Origin of the sequence: Bacteroides graminisolvens (assembly GCF_963666085.1) — a bacterium.
In the GTDB taxonomy this organism is placed as follows: domain Bacteria; phylum Bacteroidota; class Bacteroidia; order Bacteroidales; family Bacteroidaceae; genus Bacteroides; species Bacteroides graminisolvens.
On sequence record NZ_OY762556.1, the window covers coordinates 1,831,505 to 1,852,548 of the forward strand.

A 21,044-nucleotide genomic window follows, 5' to 3' on the forward strand; every position below is an offset into this window, starting at 1 on the left:
CACTATGACAATAAACAATGAGACTGCTCTGGTTCTTGAGGGCGGTGGTATGCGTGGAGTATTTACATGCGGCGTTCTGGATTGTTTCATGGATCATCAGATTCGTTTCCCATACACGATAGGTGTGTCTGCCGGAGCATGTAACGGGTTATCGTATATGTCTCGCCAAAGGGGTAGAGCCAAATATAGTAACATCGATTTGCTTGATAAATACAATTACATCGGTTTGCGACATTTATTAAGGAAACGTAATATAATGGATTTTGATTTGTTGTTTACTGAGTTTCCCGAACACATTTTACCGTATGACTACGATGCTTATTTTTCATCGCCCGAACGTTATGAGATGGTTACTACGAATTGCCTGACAGGTGAGGCCAATTATTTTGAGGAAAAAAGTGACAAGAAGAGATTGATAGACATTGTTCGTGCGTCAAGCAGTCTGCCTTTTGTTTGCCCCATTACGTATGTTGATGAAATTCCCATGCTGGATGGAGGAATTGTAGATTCAATCCCTTTGCAACGCGCCATGGATGAAGGGTATGCATCTCATGTTGTGGTTTTAACACGTAATAAAGGGTACCGTAAAGAAACCAAAGACATAAGGGTGCCTTCGTTTATTTATCGAAAATATCCAAGAATTCGCGAGGCTCTCAATAATCGTTCGCTTTGTTATAATAAGCAACTTGAGATGGTTGAAGCCTTAGAGAAAGAAGGTCGCGTTCAAGTAATTCGTCCTCTCGAACCGGTGACTGTTGATCGCATAGAACGGAACGTAAACAAGTTGACGACTTTTTATGAAGAAGGCTATCGCTGTGCTGAGGCTTTCTTGAACTTGAATAAATAAAGAACGAGATAGAATCCGCCACGGGTTAAAAAAGACGTCTCATAATACAATGTACCTCACCGTAACCGGTTCCTTCAATAGTATATGGTGTTCCATGTTGAATATCAAACGCTTGTCCAAGTTTACTTGTCCAAAATCCGTTTCTAAGCTGTCTTGAAGCATGTGTGCATTCTGTTGTACCGGGAACAACATATAACGCAATTTTTTGGTATTTAGGCTCAAAATCGGGATTATCGCAAACCTCGTATCCTTTTAGCTGAAATGCTTCCTTGAAAGCCTGAACATCGGGTTCTTTTAAAATGCCATCCGGCCAATAGCAAACTCCATCTAAATCAGATGTAGATTTGTCATGTGGCCACATCCATCTATCTTTGTAATTATAGGCCCATGCTATGCAGTTATAATTAGAATCGACTGGACTGGTTAATTTAAAGTTTTCGTCATCTGCTAATCCCGGAAAGCCAGTTATAATGTGAGACTTTATTGATTCTTCAGTTCTTTTATCCATAACTTACATGCCTCTCCAATAGTAACATTAGGTTTATCTGTTATCTTCTTTCTGTAAATCATATTAAGTGCCCACACTATATTAGAAGGCCCTTTTTCTAATTCTTCCAGAATAAACGGAGCAACCTTAGTGCCCATAGAGACAATGGCTTTAAAATCGTCTTGATCAACAATCGATTTTACAGATGAGAAAAACATCGTTTTATTTTGCCATGAGTTAAAATGGTCATAGAATTTTCTTTTAGCAATAAAAATAGAAGTTTCTTGATTATCTACTTCTTGAATATACTTCGCTGCCTTAGGATTGGCTATCACAGCTGTTATTTCACTAAATTGATCCAAATCAGCATACATAAGCGTTGGACTACCAACTAATAGCCCTGTCGCAATTGTCAGAGGTTTAAATCCTTTTTTTAGGCTTATTAATTGCATATTTCTATTGTTTTTTCCGTAATATTACTAAAGAAAATATTATTTTTTACTTCTCTAAGTTCTCGAAGCACTCCTTGAATAAAGCTAATGTCAAATATTAGATTGCTCTCGTTTAATACATCAATATCAAATATGTATAAGTACTTATCCGGAGTCTTATCCAAGTTCTGATTAACAATCGAATAAATTCCCTCCTTTACATTTAACATAAGCTTAAATCCATATTTTATTAGCGGATATGGAACCCCCTTTTCAGCTGAAGATATAAGCGTTTTAAAGTAAGTTGTAGGATCTTCAAATTCATCTAAATCGAATTGATTGATAAAACGAATTGAGGTCCTGGTTACAACATGTTTTTCTAATATAGACGAAAATATGCCAAGATATTGAAGAACTACGTTCTCAAAGTCTTCCCATCCGTTATATTCACGCTCATCCGTATACGTTATGCTTCCCTCTGTTATAGTTAATTTACATTTTTGGTCGGCAGCATAGTAAATGTAGTTGGCCATTTTGGCATTAGAAGTACCCGTAACTTTTGAGGTGCCCAACGGAATAGACGAGGAAGGCACATTTATGCTTGCTTCAATAGTATCATTTCTATTAGGAAGATATTTGCGCAACTCGTTATCGCATTTTAAGAAATCGCTAAGCTTTGTAGCTCCCATTTCAAATTTCAATTGAAATAAAGCAATCTTCACGGGAGGTTTATTTAATACAGGCCATTCTTTTGCCATAATTATCCTTTGTTTATCTAGCCTTTAAAAGGAGAAAAATTATTTGCCACAAATATAATAATATTATAAATACGGCACTACTGTTGCGTGATGTTTTTTAGACTTAATAAAGAGTGAAAAAATGTATCACCATTATGATAATAACATAATTACAGAAGATATTGTTTGATTGTTTTTAGCTATTATTCAACCTTCATATTCTTGTTATTCTGAGAATAATTTCGTACTTTTATAGGAGTAAAAACCAATAAAAACAGTATGGAAACAGAAGAACCTTTTCGTATCAAAGCCTATTACAAGGCCGACCTGGCAATGCTTTACAATCCCGACATGCTTTTAGCTTCCTCCATGCGCAAACTGCGCAACTGGATTCAAAAAAACGAAGACCTTTACCGGCAGATGTATGAAGGCAATGAGGGCAAGAATGACCACTGCTACACCCGCCGTCAGGTGGAGCTGATTGTATCCTATTTAGGGGAACCGTAACGGCTCCCCTTTTTTTATCTATTTCGCATTCTTCTGCATCCACTGCATGGAGGGCACATAATCCCCCATTCGTGTCATGGAAGGGTTGTGTCCGAAGTACACGTTTCCCGTCTCCCCGTTGCGGTGCTTGGCCACAATGGCTACCCCCAGACCCTCGGATGGGAATCCGCTCTCCTTGTCGGTATGCAGCCCCGCCAGCGCCGGACGATACAAGAGCAGCACCACGTCGGAATCCTGCTCGATGCCCCCGCTCTCGCGCAGGTCGGCCAGCACGGGCCTCTTGTTGGGTCTGTTCTCCGACTCCCTGTTCAGCTGACTGAGCAGAATCACCGGAATGTTCAGCTCCCGTGCCAGCATCTTGGCCTTGTGAGCCGCCTGCGCCACCTCCTGCTCACGGTTGCGGTTCTTCTCGTGCTTCATCTGGCTGAGCTGCAGGTAATCAATGATCACCAGACTGCACTTACCCTTGCTGTGCAACATGCGCGCCCCGGCACAGATGTAATCCATGCTGATGCTTCCGCTGTCGTCCACCCGTATGGGAACGTTTGACAGCTCACCCGCCGCGGCGGCTGCCAGCACCAGCTCGTTCTCCTTCATCTGCCCGTTTCGCCAGCGCCCGGCATCCACTCCGCTCTGTGCCAGGATCAGCCGGTCGCCCAGCCGTTCACCCGCCATCTCGATGCTGTAAATCACCGTCTGATGCCCCGCTAGAGCCGCCTCGCGTGCCAAATGCAAGGCAAAGGCCGTTTTCCCTACCGAGGGACGAGCCGCCACGGTAATCAGATCCCCGTTTTGCCAACCCCCGGTGATGCGGTCCAGCTCCGTAAAGCCCGTGGGGATGCCCGTCACTCCGTCCTTGCCCACCTCCCGGCGGATCTCCGCCTGTGCCAGCGTATCCCTCATCAGCTGCTCCATGTCCCTTAAACGGACACACCGGCCAAACTCGTTCTCTATCTCATCCAGCAACCGGTAAGCATCCCCCAGGGTGTCTGCCGGATCGGTGGTGTCATCGGCCGAGAGAGCAAAGAGCTTGTTGAATCCCAGTATCATGCGCCGGCGAATGTACTTTTCGTGCACTACCTGCGCGTGGTATATCAGGTGAGCGGAGCCGGCCACCGTGGCGCTGAGCGAGGTCACGAAATAAGGCCCTCCCAGGTTGTCCAGCTCCCCCCGGCGACGCAGCTCCTCGCATACGGTGAGTATGTCGATCTGTCTGCCTGCTACATACATGGCCTGCATGGCGGCGTAAACCAGTTTGTGTCTGTGGTCGTAAAACATCTCTTCCCGTAACCGGGGACTTACAGCCGCCATGGCGGTGGTTTCTACCAGGCAGGCACCCAGTACGGCCTGCTCTATTTCTATGGCTTGAGGTTGAATCATGGTATTTTTTTTAGTTTTTATGGTCATTCATTTGTTTTTTTAGTCCTCGTCCAGGTACGTTTTGTCTTTGAGATACGTGGCCGCCTGCTTGCAGTAGCGCACGTCCTTGAGGTTGTAATAGTAGTTATCTACATAGTCGTAAGCCTGTTTGCGTTCCTCGGCGCTCATGCGGTTCCACTCGCGCCGGGCCCTGCCCACGTTGACCTTGCGGGTGCCGGTGGTCAGGTGGTAGTGTTCCCAGAAGTCGTCGAACTCCTTCTCAGCGGAGTAAGCTCCTTTTCGGGATTGTTTGATAAAGCCCGTCCACGCCTCATAATGAGGCACGCGCAGGTGGGTGGTGTGACTGTGGGGCAGCAGCTCGATGATGCCCTGCTGCGCCAGCTTGCTCAGGAACCGGCGGGTGCGGCTTCTGTTCCAGCGAAACAGCTCCGCCCAGGTGTTCACGCTTTGCAGGGATTCGCCCCGGGGGCATAGCTGTGATTTGCCCGCCACCACACAGGTGGCATCGCGGTAGTTCACCCGGCAGATGAGCAGCAGGGTGGCCTCGAACTCGCTCAGGGGCTGCGTGCCCTGAGTGAGTGAGTTTTCCAACATCGCCTTGGGCAGCAGTATGTACCCTTTGGCCAACAGATTCTTTAAGAAGTCTTCTTCCATGTTTTTCTGGTTTTTTGTTAAGTATTATACCCGTTTATCCGGGCTGTTAAGGGCGACCCTTCAGGCGACCACCCCCTCTTTTTGCTATCTACTTGTTTTTCAATTCCTTAAGCAACCCGCCGGGTAAAAAAACGACCACCCAACCGGCCACAACATAACTAAATATAAATTTTAAAGATAATAGTTCATTTTTGAAGAATTGCTTCCTCAAACCTTGCATCCGACGCAATCTATTGCGGCAGATTCTTTTACCATTCATGTTTTCGGAAATTGTTTCAAATGAAAATATCGCTAATATTTATGCAGATATTCTATTTTTTCTATCTTTGTTATTCGGTCAAACACGACTCTGCAAATATAGACAAAACAATCAACAAAAAACAAACATTTCAGTGATTTTAATTAAATTATTTTGTGTTAAATGCTAATTTGTAATGATTTTGCCACCCCGATATTAGTTGCTATCATTGTGTAATTAATATTCAATGGCAAATAAAATTACAATGAAAACTTTGACACGTCAAACAAGCAAACGAAACAAACAAATGAGAACACTCACCCCCTTTGTATCCTTATTAACGGGGGAGCTGGAGGTCAGCGGCCGTCACGGCACGGCGCGTGCTTACCGTAGCTCCCTGAATCGTCTGCTGGAGTTTACGGGCAACCGGCAGCTCACCTTTTCCGATCTGACTCCCGGCCTTTTAAAGCGCTACGAGCAAACCCTTTTGGTTCAAGGGTGCAAGCGCAACACTGTTTCCCTTTATATGCGCATGCTACGCTCGGTGTGTAATCAGGCTGTGAGCCGGGGCATCACCCGCATTCCCGCGGGACTGTTCGATGAGGTCTTTACCGGCACGGACAGTTCGGAGAAGCGGGCTGTGAACCCTGCCGTTATCCGCCGGTTAAGAGAACTGGAGCTTGCTTCCAGCCCGGTGTTGGAAACCGCCCGCGATCTGTTTCTGCTCTCCTTTTACCTGCGGGGCATCCCCTTTGTGGACCTGATCCGCCTGCGCAAGAGCGACCTGAGCCGGGGTATGCTGCGCTACCGCCGCAGCAAGACCGGTCGCCTGCTGACCGTAGCCGTAGAGCCTTGCGCACAGGAGATCCTGCGCAAGTATGCAGTTAAAAACGGAGTTTATTTGCTTCCTGTTCTTACCAAAGAGGGCAAAGCAGGCTACCGGCAGTACCAGAACGCCCTGCGGCGCTACAACCTGCACCTGCACCGGCTGTCGGCCCTGCTGGGGTTAAAAACCCACCTGACCTCTTACGTGGCGCGTCACTCGTGGGCTACGGCGGCTTACCGGCAGGGCGTACCCGTGGCGGTGATCAGCGAGTCGCTGGGGCATTCCTCGGAGAAGGTGACCTACACCTACCTGGCCTCCTTCGACAACCGCACACTCAGCCGGGCCAACCGTAAAATCATCGACCTGGTATTACCGGGCAGGAATCCCCAATCGCAGGCGAACAAATTTAAAAAGTCGGCCTGCAATTTTCAAAAGTCGGGCTACGATTAAAAAAAGTCGGCGGGCTTTCAGGGCAGAGATGGCGTTCTTTGGAAAGACCGCAAAGGCAGGAATAAAAACGAATGAAAGCGAATAGAACCGGATGTAACCGGCTGAAAATAAAAGGATTATGTAGCTGTTTTCGAGGCTGTTACTTTGAAGGTAACAGAAATGATTTAACGGCACAAATATTGAAATATTTTCATTATAAACAAAATAAATTCATTAAAAAATCAAATTATAACCTAAATTTATTTTGAGATATTCAGTTTTCAGGTGTTTTTAATCTGTTAAATACCTGTTTTATAATGTACTATAATATATAAAACATGCGTTTTTTTGATATATAAACAATCAACGTTTATATAGCACTATTTGTTTTGCTTTTTTTTAAAAGAATAACTTTTCTATCTGCCCGTTTTGGTCTATTTCTTCATTCGCAGCACTTTTCATTACGCAAAAAGGGGCCCTTTGTTCCTTGGTCAGTTCTATTTTAGATCCTTTCATCCCCTGCCTCAGGGGTCTCTATCCGACAAATACTGTTACCTTCAAAGTAACAGTCAGAGAGAACAAATAATGGATAGAATGAACGAAACCTACGATAAAAGGATTATGAAACAAAAGACCCAACGCCTGCTCGAAGCACTTGCCGCCCTTATTATATCGGCTATCATAGCGCTGCTTTTCTCCTTTCTGGTGTCCGTACTTTCCACCTCCCAGGTCTATGCCCAGAGGGTGCCGGGGCGTGAGGGTCTGTACCGCGATTCGGTTTATCGCCGGGTGATCGGTCAGGGAAGCACCAGTTTAAGCTGCTACCTCTCTTATCCTCAGGGCGGTTCTTCTGTTCTGCGGGGTTACGGCAATAACGCCTACGAGCTGGGCAAGCTGGGCGAGTTTATCCGTGCCGCCCTTTCGGACACGCTGATTTACGTTCGCAGCGTGCGGGTATGCGGTTACTGCTCGGTGGACGGCAATTATGCCTCCAACGAACAGCTGGCACGCAAACGCTCCCTGGGTTTCATGCAGTTTATACTCTCGGAATACCCTTTTCTCAGGCGTTACGGCATTCGTGCCGACTGGGTGGGCGAAGACTGGGACCAGCTTCGCTCCCTGGTGGCCTCCTCCACGCTGAACGAACGGGACGAGATTCTTCAGATCATCGATCAGGTCGATATCTTCTCGGGACGTGAAAAGCTGTTGATGGATTTGAACGGCGGCGCCCCGTACCGGATGATGGAGCAACTCTTTTTCCCGCTTCTGCGGCGGGTGGAGCTGACGGTGGAGTACGATCTTCACCGGATCATTGAAGAGCGTTACCGCCGCAAGCTCAATGACCGGGAGTTTGCCCTGCTGCTGGAGCAGGAGCGTGAGAAAGCGCGCCGGGAAGAGGAGCGCCTGCTCGCTGAGCAGCGTGCCCTGAAAGAGAAGTGGCAGGCCGACAGCCTGGCGGTGGAAGAGACCGCCCGTGCTCAGCAAGCGAGTGCACAGGAATCGGCCCGCCGGGCGGATGAAGCTGCCGCCGCTGCCTATCGTCGCAGGCGGGAAGCCGCCCGGGAAGCTTCGGCTACCCGTACCGAGCATCGCAAGCTCTATCCGTTATGGGGCGTGAAGACCAACCTCTACGCGCTTGCCGGGCTGACTCCGCAGGGAGAACGCACCACCTTCATGCCGAACCTGGAGATTGAATATTTTGCTTTCGGGCGTTGGTCCCTGTCCGCTTCGGCACTTTATGCCTATTGGGATTTCGCACAGGGTGAGTTCTGGGGCGTTACTTCCTATACCCTGGAGCCGCGCTTCTGGTTCAGCCCCACGGGCCTGTGCCGGGGTCTTTACACGGGTCTGTATGCCCGGACGGGAGATTTTGACATCCGGCGCAGCGTGGTGGAGTCGGTTCCCACCGACAACCGCACGGGCACCTATTACGAGGCGGGGGCTTCACTGGGCTATGTCCTGCCCCTGTCACGTCACTGGTATCTGGAGGCGGGTGTGAGCGGAGGATACCGCCGTGTGAGAGACAAGGTGTATGATGTGGAGCAGGACAAGCACTACCTGGTGCGTAATCAAAGCCAAAGCCGCCTGCGGCTGACGGATATTCGGTTGAACATAGGCTACCGTCTGGGTAAGAAGACTATTAAATAAAACAGACCATTATGAAGATACGGAAACCAAATAAGAAGAGAAACTCACGGTTCAGCTTTGTTTCTGCTCTCCTGCTGCCGGCGGCCCTGGCTTTTTGCACGGTCGCCTGCACGGAGGGTACCCTTGATAACCCGCCCACAGAGGGTCGCGTTGTCATTCACGCTTCCTGGAACAGCGCCTCGCCCCCCGCAACGGGTTTGCGTTTCTACTTTTATCCCCTGGGCGGGGGCAGTGCGCTCACGTATGATGCTGCTTCCACAGGCTTTGAAGGTAATCTGCCCGCGGGCAGCTACCGGGTCATCGCCTGCAGCACGGATGCCCTGGGGGCGGTGTATGAAGGCATGGAGAGCTACTCCACGGCTTCGGTAACCGCCGTTACCACCACAGACAGCCGCTCGCTGAGTTACTACGCCCAGCCTTCGGGGGTTTATGCGTTGCACATCAGTGAACTGAGGGTTCCCCTGCAGGATGTGGTGGAAACCTCCTCGGTTCCCGATACGCTCTCGCGCAGGGTGAACCTGAGCTTTCTGCTGCTGGGAGGGGAATCCCTCTCTTCCCTGAGCGGACTCATGCGAGGCATACAACCCACTGTGCTGATTGCCACTAAAACCTATCGGGGTGAAGCGGGTGTCACCTCCTTTACCGCTTCGGTATCGGGCAACCGGGCCACCGCGCGGGTGGGCGTGCTGGGCCTGCTCGATCCGCTGGGAAACCTTCCTTACCGCAACCTGATGGACCTGACACTGACCCTGAAGGACGGCAGCGTACAGACCACAGAGGTTGACCTGACCCGGCTGCTGAGTGAGGTGCTGAAAGCCAACGGCGGTACCATTCCCCTGGAATTGCCCGTTGAGGTGGAGCTGCGGCTGATCGATGCCCAGCTGGTGGCCAGCGTGAAACCCTGGCAGAGCGGGTCGGGGGAAGGCGGCGTTAAATAATGAAATCTAAATCAATCAAGGATGTATATATGGAAAAGAAAAGATTTATGCAGGTCATGAACCTGTTTTTGAGCGGAACACTTCTGGTAAGCGGCGCTCTGTTTCTAAGCGGTTGCACCTCCGGGGAGGATGCGGATGCCTCTTTGCGTATCCGCCTGGGGGCTGCCACACGCCTGCAAAGCCGGGCAGCGATCAATGACCTGGCGGGACTCTCTGCCGTGGGAGGTAACGTGGGTCTCTACGGCATGGTAACCACGCAATCCTCGTCCACCACACCGCTGGGGGAAGGGTGGTCTCTGGTTCCCCTGATGGACAATGTGCGTACCACCTCCATCGACGGGGCAACAGGCGCCATCGGCTGGGCGGGAAGCTACACCTATCCGGTGGAAGAGAACAGCTACGTGCGGTTCTGTGCCTACCACCCCTATGCCCCGGTAGGACTCAGCGGCAGCAACTACGTGGTGGCTCCGGCCGCCGGCCGGGCTCCGGAACTTTACTTCACCCTGACAGGGAGCGAGGATGTGATGCATGCCACCCCCGTTACGGGCAGTAAGTCGGTGACCCCGGGCACGCTGGTCTTTAACCACGTGCTCACACAGATCCGTTTCCGCATCGTGGACGAAACGGGTCATTTCTCGGGCGAAACGTTGCATGCCATCACCTTCAACGGAGTGAACACCACCTCTTCCCTAAACCTAGAGAGCGGTGCCCTGGGCAGCTGGGGTACCCCTTCGGATGCCATCTCAGCCGGGTTGAGCACCCCTGTGACTATGACGGGCACTCCCGCGGCTGCTCAGGAGGTGGGTTCACCGGTGATGCTGCAACCGGGGCAGGCCTCTTTCAGTGTGAAGGTGGTTACCTCTAAAGGTACGTTCGGTGCGGTCAGCATCCGTCCCACCTCGAGCACGGACGGGGGCAGCACCACCGAAAGCAGCTTTGCCGCCGGGCGCTCTTACCTGGTAACGCTCCTGTTCCGGGGGCTCACAGAGCTGGCCGTAACAGCCGCCGTGACTCCGTGGATCATGGACGGCACGGGCGAGGGCGTGGTACAATAACACATTGAATTCACTATATACCGATGACATGGTTCATGCATCACTCAATGAGATTAGAAATCCGATTTAAAAGCAATTTTTTTTAAAAAACAAAAGTATGAAAAAGATTTATTTACCGCTCCTGGCCACCCTGGCGCTGGCCGGATGCACGCAAAGCGAACTGTCTGAGAGTCCTGTTAATGCAGGCGTGGAACTCAAGTTAAAATCAACCGCACTGGCTGTGGATGCAGGCACCCGCGCGCCTTTTGAAGGAACCGCAGGCACCGTGCCGCTACCGCTGGAAGCCAAGGTACTGGTGAAAAAACAAGCCGATACGTACCTGAGTCTGTATAACACGGCCGATGATAAGATTACCTTCACAGACGGTAATGAAAAGGGATTTGCTACTACTAAGTATTATTATCCTTCGGATGGTACGGGGCTTCATATCTGCGGATTGTATCCGTATGCGGCAACGGGAACGGCTGCCGGTGAATGGGATTTAACAGGAACACAGGCCGGTTTTACCTTTAACGGCAGCCACGATGTGATGGCAGCGGCTCAAACAGCTACCACCAAAGCACAGGCTCAGGCATTGACCTATCCCACACTGGCCTTTTCGCACCTGCTGACCAAGCTGGTGATCAAGGTCAAGGCGGAAGATGCGGCAGCCATAGCAGCCTGGGGTAATGTAACCAAAATAGAACTGGTCAAAGCCAAGGGAAGCGCACCCAACTCCAAAGCCACTGTTACACTGGCTACCGGAACGGCTCCCCGTGCTTCGGCATTTTCCATTTCGCTCAATCCTTTCCCTTTTTATGCGGTAACGGGAGGAACAACCTATACCAATACGGCATTTACCGGACAGACACTGGCTTTGACAACCACTTCCACAGTGGCTGCCTACTCCCTGGTGGCTCCGATCCTGGCTGACGGCAACAGTACGGCGGGCAGCGCGGATTTTGAACTCAAGGTGTATACCGACAAGGCACCGGCCGCAGGTATGGATGTGCCGGTGGGATTATTGAACACTTTATCGGCAGCTTACGCAGGTGAAACTCAGGGCAAAGCTTTTGAGGTAACACTCACCTTCAAGGCAACCGAGATAAAGGCCAAAGCAACTGTCAGCCCGTGGGTACTGGACGGAACCTCCAGCCCGGAAATCAAGTAATCTGCTTCATTTGATACATAAACTGATTCAACAATGAAAAATAACTCTTTGTGGTTTGTGTTCCTGCTGCTTGTGTGCTCCTGCACACAGGCAGACCTGGATAACCCTTCGGCGCAAGGCCCCCGGATCCGTTTGTCGGCCGGTATGTCCGTACAGTCCGAAACCCGCGGGGTTATTGATGCCGGCTATACGGCCGACCTACCGCTGAACTTCCTGCTCTGTGAGCAAAACGCTTCCACGGGCGCCTATCCGCCGTACACCTCTTTTTCGGGGGGCATGCAATTGCCCGCCGTGCGAACAGGGGGTGCGGGTTATACGGGGGTGAGCTTTGAAGCGGGCAGCGAGCAGTACTATCCGGTCAGAGACACCCACAACAAGGTGAGGCTGGTGGGATGGTATCCGCGGGTGAACGGGGGTACGGTCACTCTCTCCTCGGGGGTACTCTCCTTTGGTATTGACGGCTCCACCGATGTGATGCTCACCCCGGAGGTGGAAGGCTCCAAAGTAGCGGGTGACCAGTTCAGTGATGCCGGCAAGGAGTTTACCTTCAACCACCTGCTCACCCAGCTGCGCGTCAAAGCGTATGCCGCTGATGCGGCGGCCGCCACGGCATGGGGCACCCTCTCATCCGTCCGGGTGAAGAACCGCCTGCCTGTGTGCCGGGTGACCCTGCCTGCCACGGTGAGCTTTGAAGGAACGGCGGCCGATTTGCCGCTGGTAGAACGTACGGTGGCCACCGATGCCGCCATTGCCTATCCGCTGAGCCTGCCCGCGGGCGAAAGCAATGCACTGGAATGCGGGTATGCCATGACCGACCCCGTGGAACTGCCTGCGGTGCTGGAACTGGATGTAACCACCCAGTACGGAGGCACCCGCACGGTGAGGCTGGATGCACAGAATTACCAAAGCGGGAAGGCGTATGCCATTAACCTGAAGTTTACCGCAACCGGTATTACCGCCCGGGCGCAGATCGGTCAGTGGACAGTCATACCCCTGCCCGATATAGAATTGTAGCCCATAAAAAGTGATAGAAACAGACGAAAGTATGAGAAAAGGAATAAAAACATACGCCGCCATACCGGGCAGGCGCTGTGCCTTGGCACTGCCGTTGCTGTTGTTGCTGTTAGGGGGCTGTTCGTACCGGGAACTGCCCGACCTGCCGGGGGATGCGTATGCGGTACATTTCAGCACCCCCGGCATGCTGGGGGCTACCACCTCGCAGGCGGATACCCGGGCCCTTATTCCTGAAAACATGGCGGCGGGAACCACGGTGCGTGTGCTGGCTTACAAACGGTTGGGAGCAAGCCCGGATATCACCGTGGATACCTATGCGGGTGAGAACACCTACGTGGTGGATGCCGCCGGGGAGCTGTCCCCCTGTGTGACCGATGCCGACGGAGTGCTGACGGCCGGTACGCCCGGGGAGCTGTACCTGCGGGAAGATACCTATGATTTTTATGCCGTGACTCCTGCTTTGGCAGTGGACAGAGCCTCGGGCACGGTGGTCAGGGTGCCGCACCGCACGGATTATGCTACCGGCAGAACCGAGGCCGTGGTTGTTCAGAAGCCTGCCACGCTGGGTACCGATAAGCAGGTGGTCACCCTGGCCACACTGGAACGCAGGTGTGCCCGGGTATCTTTTGCCGTGACCCGCAAATTCGGTAACGTGACACGGGTACAGGTGCAACAGGTGCAGCTCACCCGGATGGCGGATGCGCCCCTGCAAGGGGTGCCGGCAGGAGATCTGGCACCGGCAGCCAACGGGACGACCCTCACCCTGACAGCCGCAGCGTTTACCCCTGGAGCCAACCCGTGGGAGACCTCGGCAGGGGTGAACGTGCTGCCCAAAACAGAGGAGGCGTATGCGTTGGAGATGCAGGTGCGTTTCAATGAGGAAACGGATGTGACCGAGCTCACGGCACCGGTTGGTGCCATGATGTTCCAAAAGGGGTATCACTATGCCTTTAACCTGGTACTCAAAGGAAATACCATCGGATTGACGCTCACGGTAGCACCCTGGGGGGAGACAAGCTGGAACGATGATACGGGGCAACACCAACAAACGGAGTTTCTCGTTGCCACCTGGGTGGTTACGGATTGGAGCGATAATGCGGGTGGATTTGTCTTCAATAATATGAGCTACGCGGAATGGACGGCTTTAAGCTGGAGCGATGATGCGGGGAATTGAGATTAAAAACTAACGGAAGGATATGATTATGAAAAAATATGCAATACTAACCTGGGTGACAGTCTTTTTACTGGCTTCGTGCGAGCAACAGGAAGAGCCGGTGCAAACAGGCACTCTGACGGGGCAGGTGAAGGAGGTCAGCTTCGGTTTTAACACCGCGGCCATGGAGCTGCCCGATGGAGCTGCTACCAACACCCGGGCTCTTGCCTGCGGGGAAGCGGTAGAGGTTCACACGGCCACAACAGCAAACCAAAAGGAACAGGTCACCGACACACGTGCCGCTCTGACCATCGCACAGGAGCAAACGGTCAATGAGGTGTGCTTGTACCAGTTCAACGGTACGGGTGACGCGGCGCTGCTGGTCTATAAAAACTATACGACCGCCATAAGCGGCAACAGCGCGGCTCTTTCTTTACTCATGGGTACCGACCAGACGGTCTATGTGGTGGCCAACGCGGGTGACCGCACGGCCGATTTTACGGTGAACACCACCACACTGGCAGCCTTCAGGGCATCGGTGCTTACCTTTACCGAAAGCACGCTGGTGGCGGGAAGTGATGTGCCGGCCATCGGTTACTACACCGGTTCAACGGCCGTGGCATCCATTCCCGTAACGCTGACCCGGCTGGCGGCCCGGCTGGATTTCACCTGCAACCTGAGCCTGCCCGCGGGAGACACCTTTGTATTTACCTCCATCGCCTTGAAAAGCGTGCCCAACGTGACGCAGCTCGCTGCGCCCGCAGGCAATTATCCCGCCAACACGGCGGGGGATGCTTCCAAATATACCGACTATACGGAAATAACAAGTTATACCGCGGGAACCACCCTGACCTGGTATGTACCCGAAAACCTCAGGGGAACCGTAGGCACTATAACCGGCTCCTGGCAAAAAACAACTGCCAACGCACCGGCTTACAGTACTTGTCTGGTCATATCGGGAACTTACACCCCCAATGGGGGGACGGCAAAGGAAATGAGTTATTACATTTACCCGGGTGCCAATAGTACCACGGACTTTAACCTGATGCGCAATCGGAAATACGGTATAACCGTTACATTGAAGGGGTTTAATATCGGTGACGGACGCGTGGTGATGCAGAATGAAGTGTTAAGCTCAATGGGCACGGCGAATTGCTATATCGTGAAAGAGGGTGGAAAGAGTTATAAGTTCAATGCCACGGTAATGGGTAACGGGGCGACCACGCCGGCATCCACCATCAGCGGGCAAGCCGCACCGGCTATTACACCCACTGCACTGGCGCCAACGGCTGCTTTTGTGGTGTGGGAAACAGGCGGCACCAAGGGTGGTGTGATTGAGGACGGAAGCGTAACCTTGGCTAACGGGTATGTTACTTTTAAGACAGCGAACAACAGCACCCCGGGCAATGCCGTGATAGCGGTGACGGACGGAACCAACATCCTTTGGAGCTGGCACATCTGGAAGGTGAATTACGACCCGGCAACCAGTTACGATACCTATTCCAGGTACCCGGCGGGCAGCTCTACTTTCAAAATGATGAAATACAACCTGGGGGCTACGGAAACCGGCAATTGGAGCAGCACAGCCACCAATGCGGGCGACATGGGATTGCTTTACCAATGGGGACGGAAAGACCCGTTTGTGGGGGCTTCCACCTGGACAGGTACCACACCCGTTACGGTTACTTATGCATCAGGTTACGCTTACTCCGCTGTAGCCAATGCCACGGCCGGTGCTGATGCCGCAGCATCCATAACCTATTCGGTTAAAAACCCGAGTAAGTTTATCATCAATAATATATCTACTGGTGACTGGTTAAATGCAACGGCTTATACTGACCAGCGGGATAATTTATGGGGCAACCCCAATGCAACAGGCGTACCACCCAATTCCACACGAGGAAACAAATCTATTTACGACCCCTGCCCGCCCGGCTGGCGGGTACCCTCGCAAGAGAGTTACCAGATTTTCACTCAAAACGGAGCCGCTAGTGGAGTCCCAAATGTATCGGGCAGTTATGCAAACGGCTGGACATTTTATACACAAGCCTATCTGTCCGGCACTACCGCTTACTGGCCGGCAGTGGGTTACCGGGATTACACAACGAGTGCTTTGACCGATGTGAATGCTTACGGTTTCTATTGGTCTTCATCCTCTTATGCCAGTGGTCGTGTAAATGCTGGTAGTCTCCTCTTTGTTAGTAACAAAGTGTACCCTCTATACGACTTTTACTTTCGGGGCCACGCATTCTCTGTGCGGTGCGCGCAAGAATAAAAAGGAAGAATCCAATAGATGAATAAGATAGAAAAAAGAGCATCAATACAAAGTAAAAGCAGAAACCCATGATGTGAATCAGCGGTTATGCAATTCTAATTTAATATAACGAACAAAAATAGCTATTGATGTGAATCAGCAGCTATTTTTATGATTTATTCATGGAATAACTGATGGTTATCCCGGCAGTACCCGTCTTGACGGAACCGGTCGCATCGGGAAGGAAAGTCTTAATAGTAATAGATATATAAGGAAAAAGCCCATGATGTGAATCACGGTGTTTGTTTGTTTTGTTTGTATGTTCCCCGCGCAAGTGTGTGCGGGGAACTATTTTAAAAACAGAATGGTAACTTTTGATTTTTACTAATGAAAATAGAACGATGGATAATCTGATTGTAATTTGGACACTGGGCATGGCTCACGAACCCGCAGAGGTGCATCGCCCGCTTACTGTAAGCGTTTGCGTAAAAGGAGAGGAGCGGAAAATAAGCACTCCCTGCCACCTGACGGAAGAAGAACTGAACAAGGTGATAACCGGGTGTGCAAGTAACGAAGCGCTTCAGGAAGTAGGGCTTTATGTGCAGCAAGAGGAAATGAACTTAAGGTACGTGGACAGCTTACTGGATACCTGCACAACGGATTATACGGTGCATGATGTGGTGAAGCTGTATGAAATGTACAAAGAAAGTCTTTTGCTGGCACCTGCCACTGCTATAAGTACAAAAGCTTTTTGCCCGTGCCGGGAGGTATGCTGTGAGTATGCCGTTGGGCCCGTGCCCAGATTGACGGACATGGAGCTAAACCGGTTGATTTATGCCGATTTTCAAAATGATTTATCAATGAATATAGGGAAGTATACATGGCTGTTCTTACAGTATGCACCCGGCATCAGCTTGCTCGATGTGATTGATTTAAAGAAGGAGGATGTGCACAAAACAAAAATATGGTATCGCAGCGGCACGCGCAACTCACTGCTTTTTATGAATAAAAATAAAAAGATGGAACGGGTAATCAGTGAACTGGAAGAGTTGCAACACGATGATGTGTTTGTGTTTCCTTTTAATGGAGCTCCAACAATCACCCGCGAGGCCATGTGCGAGAAGCTAAAATGGTATAACTCGTGCATGAGTAAGGTGGCACAGGTGATGGGGGTATAATTAAATAGCAAAAAAAGGGCATGCCGCTTTTGGCACACCCTTTTTATAATTTATAGAACTATTATGCTTCAGTTCCCCATGCTTGGTTAGCCAAACGCTTGTAGTTATTATATCTCCATTTTGCATTTTCCTGTGCAGCGTAGAATAATTCAGTAGCTTCAGCAGGATATTGTTTCAGTAAAGACATATAACGTACTTCACCTTTCAGGAAGTTTTGGAAATCATCCCAGTTTGGTTCTTTTGAATCAAGTAAGAATGGGTTTTTTCCTTCATTTTCCAAAGCAGGGTTGTAACGCCACAAGTGCCAGTAGCCGCATTTTACAGCATCTTCTTGTTCTTGTTGAGCTTTACCCATACCGGCTTTCAAACCATGACTGATACAAGGTGAATAAGCGATAATCAAAGATGGTCCGGGATATGCTTCTGCTTCACGGATTGCCTTCAGAGCTTGAGCTTGGTCAGCACCCATCGCAATCTGAGCAACATATACGTAACCGTATGTTGTAGCCATCATACCAAGATCTTTCTTGCGGATTCTCTTACCTGAAGCGGCAAACTTAGCAATAGCACCTACTGGTGTTGATTTTGAAGACTGTCCGCCGGTGTTAGAGTAAACCTCTGTATCGAGTACTAAAATGTTCACGTCTTTACCGCTGGCAATTACGTGGTCAAGACCACCAAAGCCGATATCGTAAGAAGCACCGTCACCACCAATAATCCATTGTGAACGTTTTACAAGGAAGTGTTTCAATGAAGCGATTTCTTTGCAGTATTTGCAATCACATCCTTCAACAAGAGGAGTAATCTTTTCTGCAAGTTCTTTAGTCTTATCAGCATCAAGCATATTCTCAATCCATTCTTTGAATAATGCTTTCAGCTCATCAGAACAGCAGTCAGAATCCTGAGCTTCAGTCATGATACGTGCAATACGTGCGCGCATTTTCTCGTTAGCTAATTCCATACCCATACCGAATTCACAGAAGTCTTCGAATAATGAGTTAGCCCATGCAGGACCTTGCCCTTTGTCGTTTGTTGTATAAGGAGTTGATGGAACTGAACCAGAGTAGATTGATGAACATCCGGTAGCATTAGCTACTATTTCACGGTCACCAAATAACTGAGTAATCAGTTTAACGTATGGAGTTTCACCGCAACCTGAACAAGCACCTGAGAACTCGAACAACGGAGTTGCAAACTGAGAGTTTTTCACGTTTGCCTTAACGTCTACCAAATGTTGTTTGGTTTTTACGCTGTCAACACAGTATTCCCAGTTTGGAGCTTCTGCCAATTGAGATTCCAAAGATTTCATAACAAGAGCTTTTCCACCCTTCTTAGGATTACCCGGACAAACATCGGCACAGTTACCGCAACCCAAACAGTCGAGTACACCTACTTGAATACGGAAAGTCATGTCGGCAAATTGCTTACCTACAGCTTTCAAAGTAGTGAAGCTAGCTTCTTTTTGTTCTTCCTGATCCAAAACGAACGGACGAATACAAGCGTGAGGACAAACGTATGCACATTTGTTACACTGTATACAATTTTCTGGCTCCCATTCAGGTACAAATGCTGCAACACCACGTTTTTCGTATTTAGCAGTGCTTTGTTGCCATGTTCCGTCTTCAATTCCTTTGAATGCTGAAACTGGTAGCAAGTCACCATCTTGAGCATTGATAGGACGAACAACTTGATTGATGAATGCCGGATCGTTATTTACTTCTGCATCTTCATCAGGAAGATTAGCCCATGACGGATCAACCGGAAGTTGTTTGTATTCGCCACCGCGATCTACTGCTGCGTAGTTCTTGTTAACAACATCTTCACCTTTCTTTCCGTAAGATTTCACTATGAATTTCTTCATTTGCTCAATAGCCAGATCAACAGGGATTACACCGGTGATACGGAAGAAAGCAGACTGAAGAATGGTGTTGGTACGGTTGCCCAAACCAATTTCTTGTGCAATCTGAGTGGCGTTGATATAGTAAACGGTTACATTGTTCTTGGCAAAGTTACGTTTTACTTTGTTAGGCAGATTCTTTGCTAACTCTTCCTCATTCCAGATGGTGTTCAGCAAGAATGTTCCGTTTTTCTGCAACCCGCGTGTTACATCATACATCCTGAGGTAAGCCTGTACGTGGCAAGCAACGAAATTAGGAGTGTTCACCAAATAAGTAGAACGAATAGGAGTGTCTCCAAAACGAAGGTGTGAGCAGGTGAAACCACCTGATTTTTTAGAGTCGTATGAGAAATATGCTTGGCAATGTTTGTTGGTGTTATCACCAATGATCTTAACAGAGTTCTTGTTGGCACCTACTGTACCGTCAGCACCCAAACCGTAGAATTTAGCTTCATACATACCGGCACCGCCCAATGCTATTTCTTCTTTTTGTGGAAGAGAAGTGAAAGTAACATCGTCAACAATACCAATTGTAAAATGATTTTTCGGCATGGCTAAAGCCAAGTTTTCGTAAACGGCAAGGATTTGTGCAGGAGTTGTGTCTTTTGATGACAGACCATAGCGACCACCAACAATAACGGGAGCATCTTCTTGTCCGTAGAAACAATCTTTTACGTCAAGATATAAAGGTTCTCCGTTAGCGCCTTGTTCTTTTGTTCTGTCAAGAACAGCAATACGTTTTGCAGTCTTAGGAACAGCAGCCATGAAATGTTTTGCAGAGAATGGACGGTACAAATGTACGGCAACCAAACCCACTTTTTCTCCTTGGCCATTCAAGTAATCAATTGATTCACGGATAGCTTCAGTTACCGAACCCATTGCGATGATAACGCGGTCAGCATCTTCTGCACCGTAGTAATCGAACAAACCATATTTACGTCCTGTAATAGCAGACAGCTCATTCATGTATTCTTCTACAATACCGGGAACTGCTTCATAATATGAGTTAGCAGCTTCTCTGTGCTGGAAGTATACATCCGGGTTCTCTGCCATACCACGTGCTACCGGAGCAGATGGATTCAACGCACGTTTACGGAATTCGGCCAATCCCTCTTGGTCAATTAGGTGAGCCAAGTCTTCGTTCTCTAATGATTCGATCTTCTGGATTTCGTGTGATGTACGGAATCCGTCGAAGAAGTTCATAAATGGAACGCGAGATTTAATTGTAGCAAGGTGTGCTACAGCTGCAAGATCCATCACTTCCTGTACAGAACCTTCAGCCAACATGGCAAAACCAGTCTGACGAGCAGCCATCACGTCTTGATGGTCACCGAAGATTGAAAGGGCATGAGTTGCAAGAGCACGTGCCGATACATGGAATACGCATGGCAACAATTCACCGGCAATCTTATACATGTTCGGGATCATCAAAAGAAGACCCTGTGAAGCGGTATAAGTAGTAGTCAGTGCACCGGCCTGTAATGAACCGTGAACAGCACCTGCAGCACCAGCTTCAGATTGCATTTCTTCTACCAATACTGTTTCGCCGAAGATGTTCTTGCGTCCTGCGGCAGCCCATTCGTCTACGTATTCAGCCATAGTCGAAGATGGGGTGATGGGATAAATCGCAGCCACTTCAGAGAACATATACGAGATATGCGCTGCGGCCTGATTACCATCACAAGTGATGAATTTCTTCTGTTTAGTCATAACTAAATTAT

At 49.7% G+C, this 21,044-nt stretch carries 17 protein-coding genes; 11 read left to right on the forward strand and 6 right to left on the reverse strand.

The window, feature by feature from the left end:
* Positions 1-4: 4 nt before the first annotated feature.
* Positions 5-847: a patatin-like phospholipase family protein gene (locus ACKPCE_RS07560; protein WP_319504707.1), complete on the forward strand. Its 843-nt coding sequence runs from the start codon at positions 5-7 to the stop codon at positions 845-847.
* Between the two features lie 25 nt (positions 848-872).
* Here ACKPCE_RS07560 and ACKPCE_RS07565 read toward each other — a convergent pair whose 3' ends face one another.
* From ACKPCE_RS07565 to ACKPCE_RS07575, 3 genes are read right to left on the reverse strand one after another with little or no spacing between them, the layout of a single operon-like run.
* A complete protein-coding gene (locus tag ACKPCE_RS07565; RefSeq protein WP_319504708.1) occupies positions 873-1,355 on the reverse strand; it encodes a DUF7689 domain-containing protein in 483 nt (160 codons plus the stop codon).
* Positions 1,328-1,786: a hypothetical protein gene (locus ACKPCE_RS07570; protein ID WP_319504709.1), complete on the reverse strand. Its 459-nt coding sequence runs from the start codon at positions 1,784-1,786 to the stop codon at positions 1,328-1,330. The genes ACKPCE_RS07565 and ACKPCE_RS07570 overlap by 28 nt, the downstream gene beginning before the upstream one ends.
* Entirely contained in the window at positions 1,777-2,523 is a 747-nt protein-coding gene (locus tag ACKPCE_RS07575) for a TIGR04255 family protein (protein WP_319504710.1), read from the reverse strand. Before ACKPCE_RS07575 ends, ACKPCE_RS07570 begins: the two co-directional genes overlap by 10 nt.
* A gap of 258 nt (positions 2,524-2,781) precedes the next feature.
* Between ACKPCE_RS07575 and ACKPCE_RS07580 the strand changes: the two genes are divergently transcribed.
* Positions 2,782-3,009 (forward strand): DUF4248 domain-containing protein, encoded by a 228-nt coding sequence (locus ACKPCE_RS07580; protein WP_319504711.1) that lies wholly within the window; start codon positions 2,782-2,784, stop codon positions 3,007-3,009.
* A gap of 18 nt (positions 3,010-3,027) precedes the next feature.
* Here ACKPCE_RS07580 and dnaB read toward each other — a convergent pair whose 3' ends face one another.
* A complete protein-coding gene (dnaB, locus tag ACKPCE_RS07585; protein ID WP_319505938.1) occupies positions 3,028-4,389 on the reverse strand; it encodes a replicative DNA helicase in 1,362 nt (453 codons plus the stop codon).
* Positions 4,390-4,428: 39 nt separating this feature from the next.
* Positions 4,429-5,043 carry an LvrA C-terminal domain-related protein gene (locus tag ACKPCE_RS07590; protein ID WP_319504712.1) on the reverse strand — a complete coding sequence of 205 codons (615 nt, stop codon included), beginning with the start codon at positions 5,041-5,043 and terminating at the stop codon, positions 4,429-4,431.
* 503 nt (positions 5,044-5,546) lie between these two features.
* Between ACKPCE_RS07590 and ACKPCE_RS07595 the strand changes: the two genes are divergently transcribed.
* From ACKPCE_RS07595 to ACKPCE_RS07635, 9 genes are all read left to right on the forward strand, one after another.
* The gene (locus tag ACKPCE_RS07595) at positions 5,547-6,557 is read left to right on the forward strand and encodes a tyrosine-type recombinase/integrase (RefSeq protein WP_319504713.1); all 1,011 of its coding nucleotides are present in this window, start codon (positions 5,547-5,549) and stop codon (positions 6,555-6,557) included.
* 573 nt (positions 6,558-7,130) lie between these two features.
* Complete coding sequence (locus ACKPCE_RS07600) at positions 7,131-8,684, forward strand: DUF3575 domain-containing protein (protein WP_319504714.1); 1,554 nt, start codon at positions 7,131-7,133, stop codon at positions 8,682-8,684.
* 11 nt (positions 8,685-8,695) lie between these two features.
* Entirely contained in the window at positions 8,696-9,622 is a 927-nt protein-coding gene (locus ACKPCE_RS07605; RefSeq protein ID WP_319504715.1) for a DUF5119 domain-containing protein, read from the forward strand.
* Positions 9,622-10,677 carry a fimbrillin family protein gene (locus ACKPCE_RS07610; RefSeq protein ID WP_319504716.1) on the forward strand — a complete coding sequence of 352 codons (1,056 nt, stop codon included), beginning with the start codon at positions 9,622-9,624 and terminating at the stop codon, positions 10,675-10,677. The genes ACKPCE_RS07605 and ACKPCE_RS07610 overlap by 1 nt, the downstream gene beginning before the upstream one ends.
* Before the next feature lie 97 nt (positions 10,678-10,774).
* Positions 10,775-11,827: a fimbrillin family protein gene (locus tag ACKPCE_RS07615; RefSeq protein WP_319504717.1), complete on the forward strand. Its 1,053-nt coding sequence runs from the start codon at positions 10,775-10,777 to the stop codon at positions 11,825-11,827.
* A 33-nt stretch (positions 11,828-11,860) separates the two neighbouring features.
* Positions 11,861-12,841, forward strand: a complete 981-nt coding sequence (locus ACKPCE_RS07620) for a fimbrillin family protein (protein WP_319504718.1) — start codon at positions 11,861-11,863, stop codon at positions 12,839-12,841.
* A gap of 31 nt (positions 12,842-12,872) precedes the next feature.
* The gene (locus tag ACKPCE_RS07625) at positions 12,873-14,015 is read left to right on the forward strand and encodes a fimbrillin family protein (protein WP_319504719.1); all 1,143 of its coding nucleotides are present in this window, start codon (positions 12,873-12,875) and stop codon (positions 14,013-14,015) included.
* Positions 14,016-14,043: 28 nt separating this feature from the next.
* Positions 14,044-16,269, forward strand: coding sequence for a DUF4906 domain-containing protein (locus ACKPCE_RS07630; protein WP_319504720.1), 2,226 nt, complete (start codon positions 14,044-14,046; stop codon positions 16,267-16,269).
* 380 nt (positions 16,270-16,649) lie between these two features.
* Entirely contained in the window at positions 16,650-17,426 is a 777-nt protein-coding gene (locus ACKPCE_RS07635; RefSeq protein ID WP_319504721.1) for a hypothetical protein, read from the forward strand.
* Positions 17,427-17,487: 61 nt separating this feature from the next.
* Here ACKPCE_RS07635 and nifJ read toward each other — a convergent pair whose 3' ends face one another.
* Complete coding sequence (gene nifJ / locus ACKPCE_RS07640; protein WP_319504722.1) at positions 17,488-21,033, reverse strand: pyruvate:ferredoxin (flavodoxin) oxidoreductase; 3,546 nt, start codon at positions 21,031-21,033, stop codon at positions 17,488-17,490.
* Positions 21,034-21,044 lie beyond the last annotated feature (11 nt).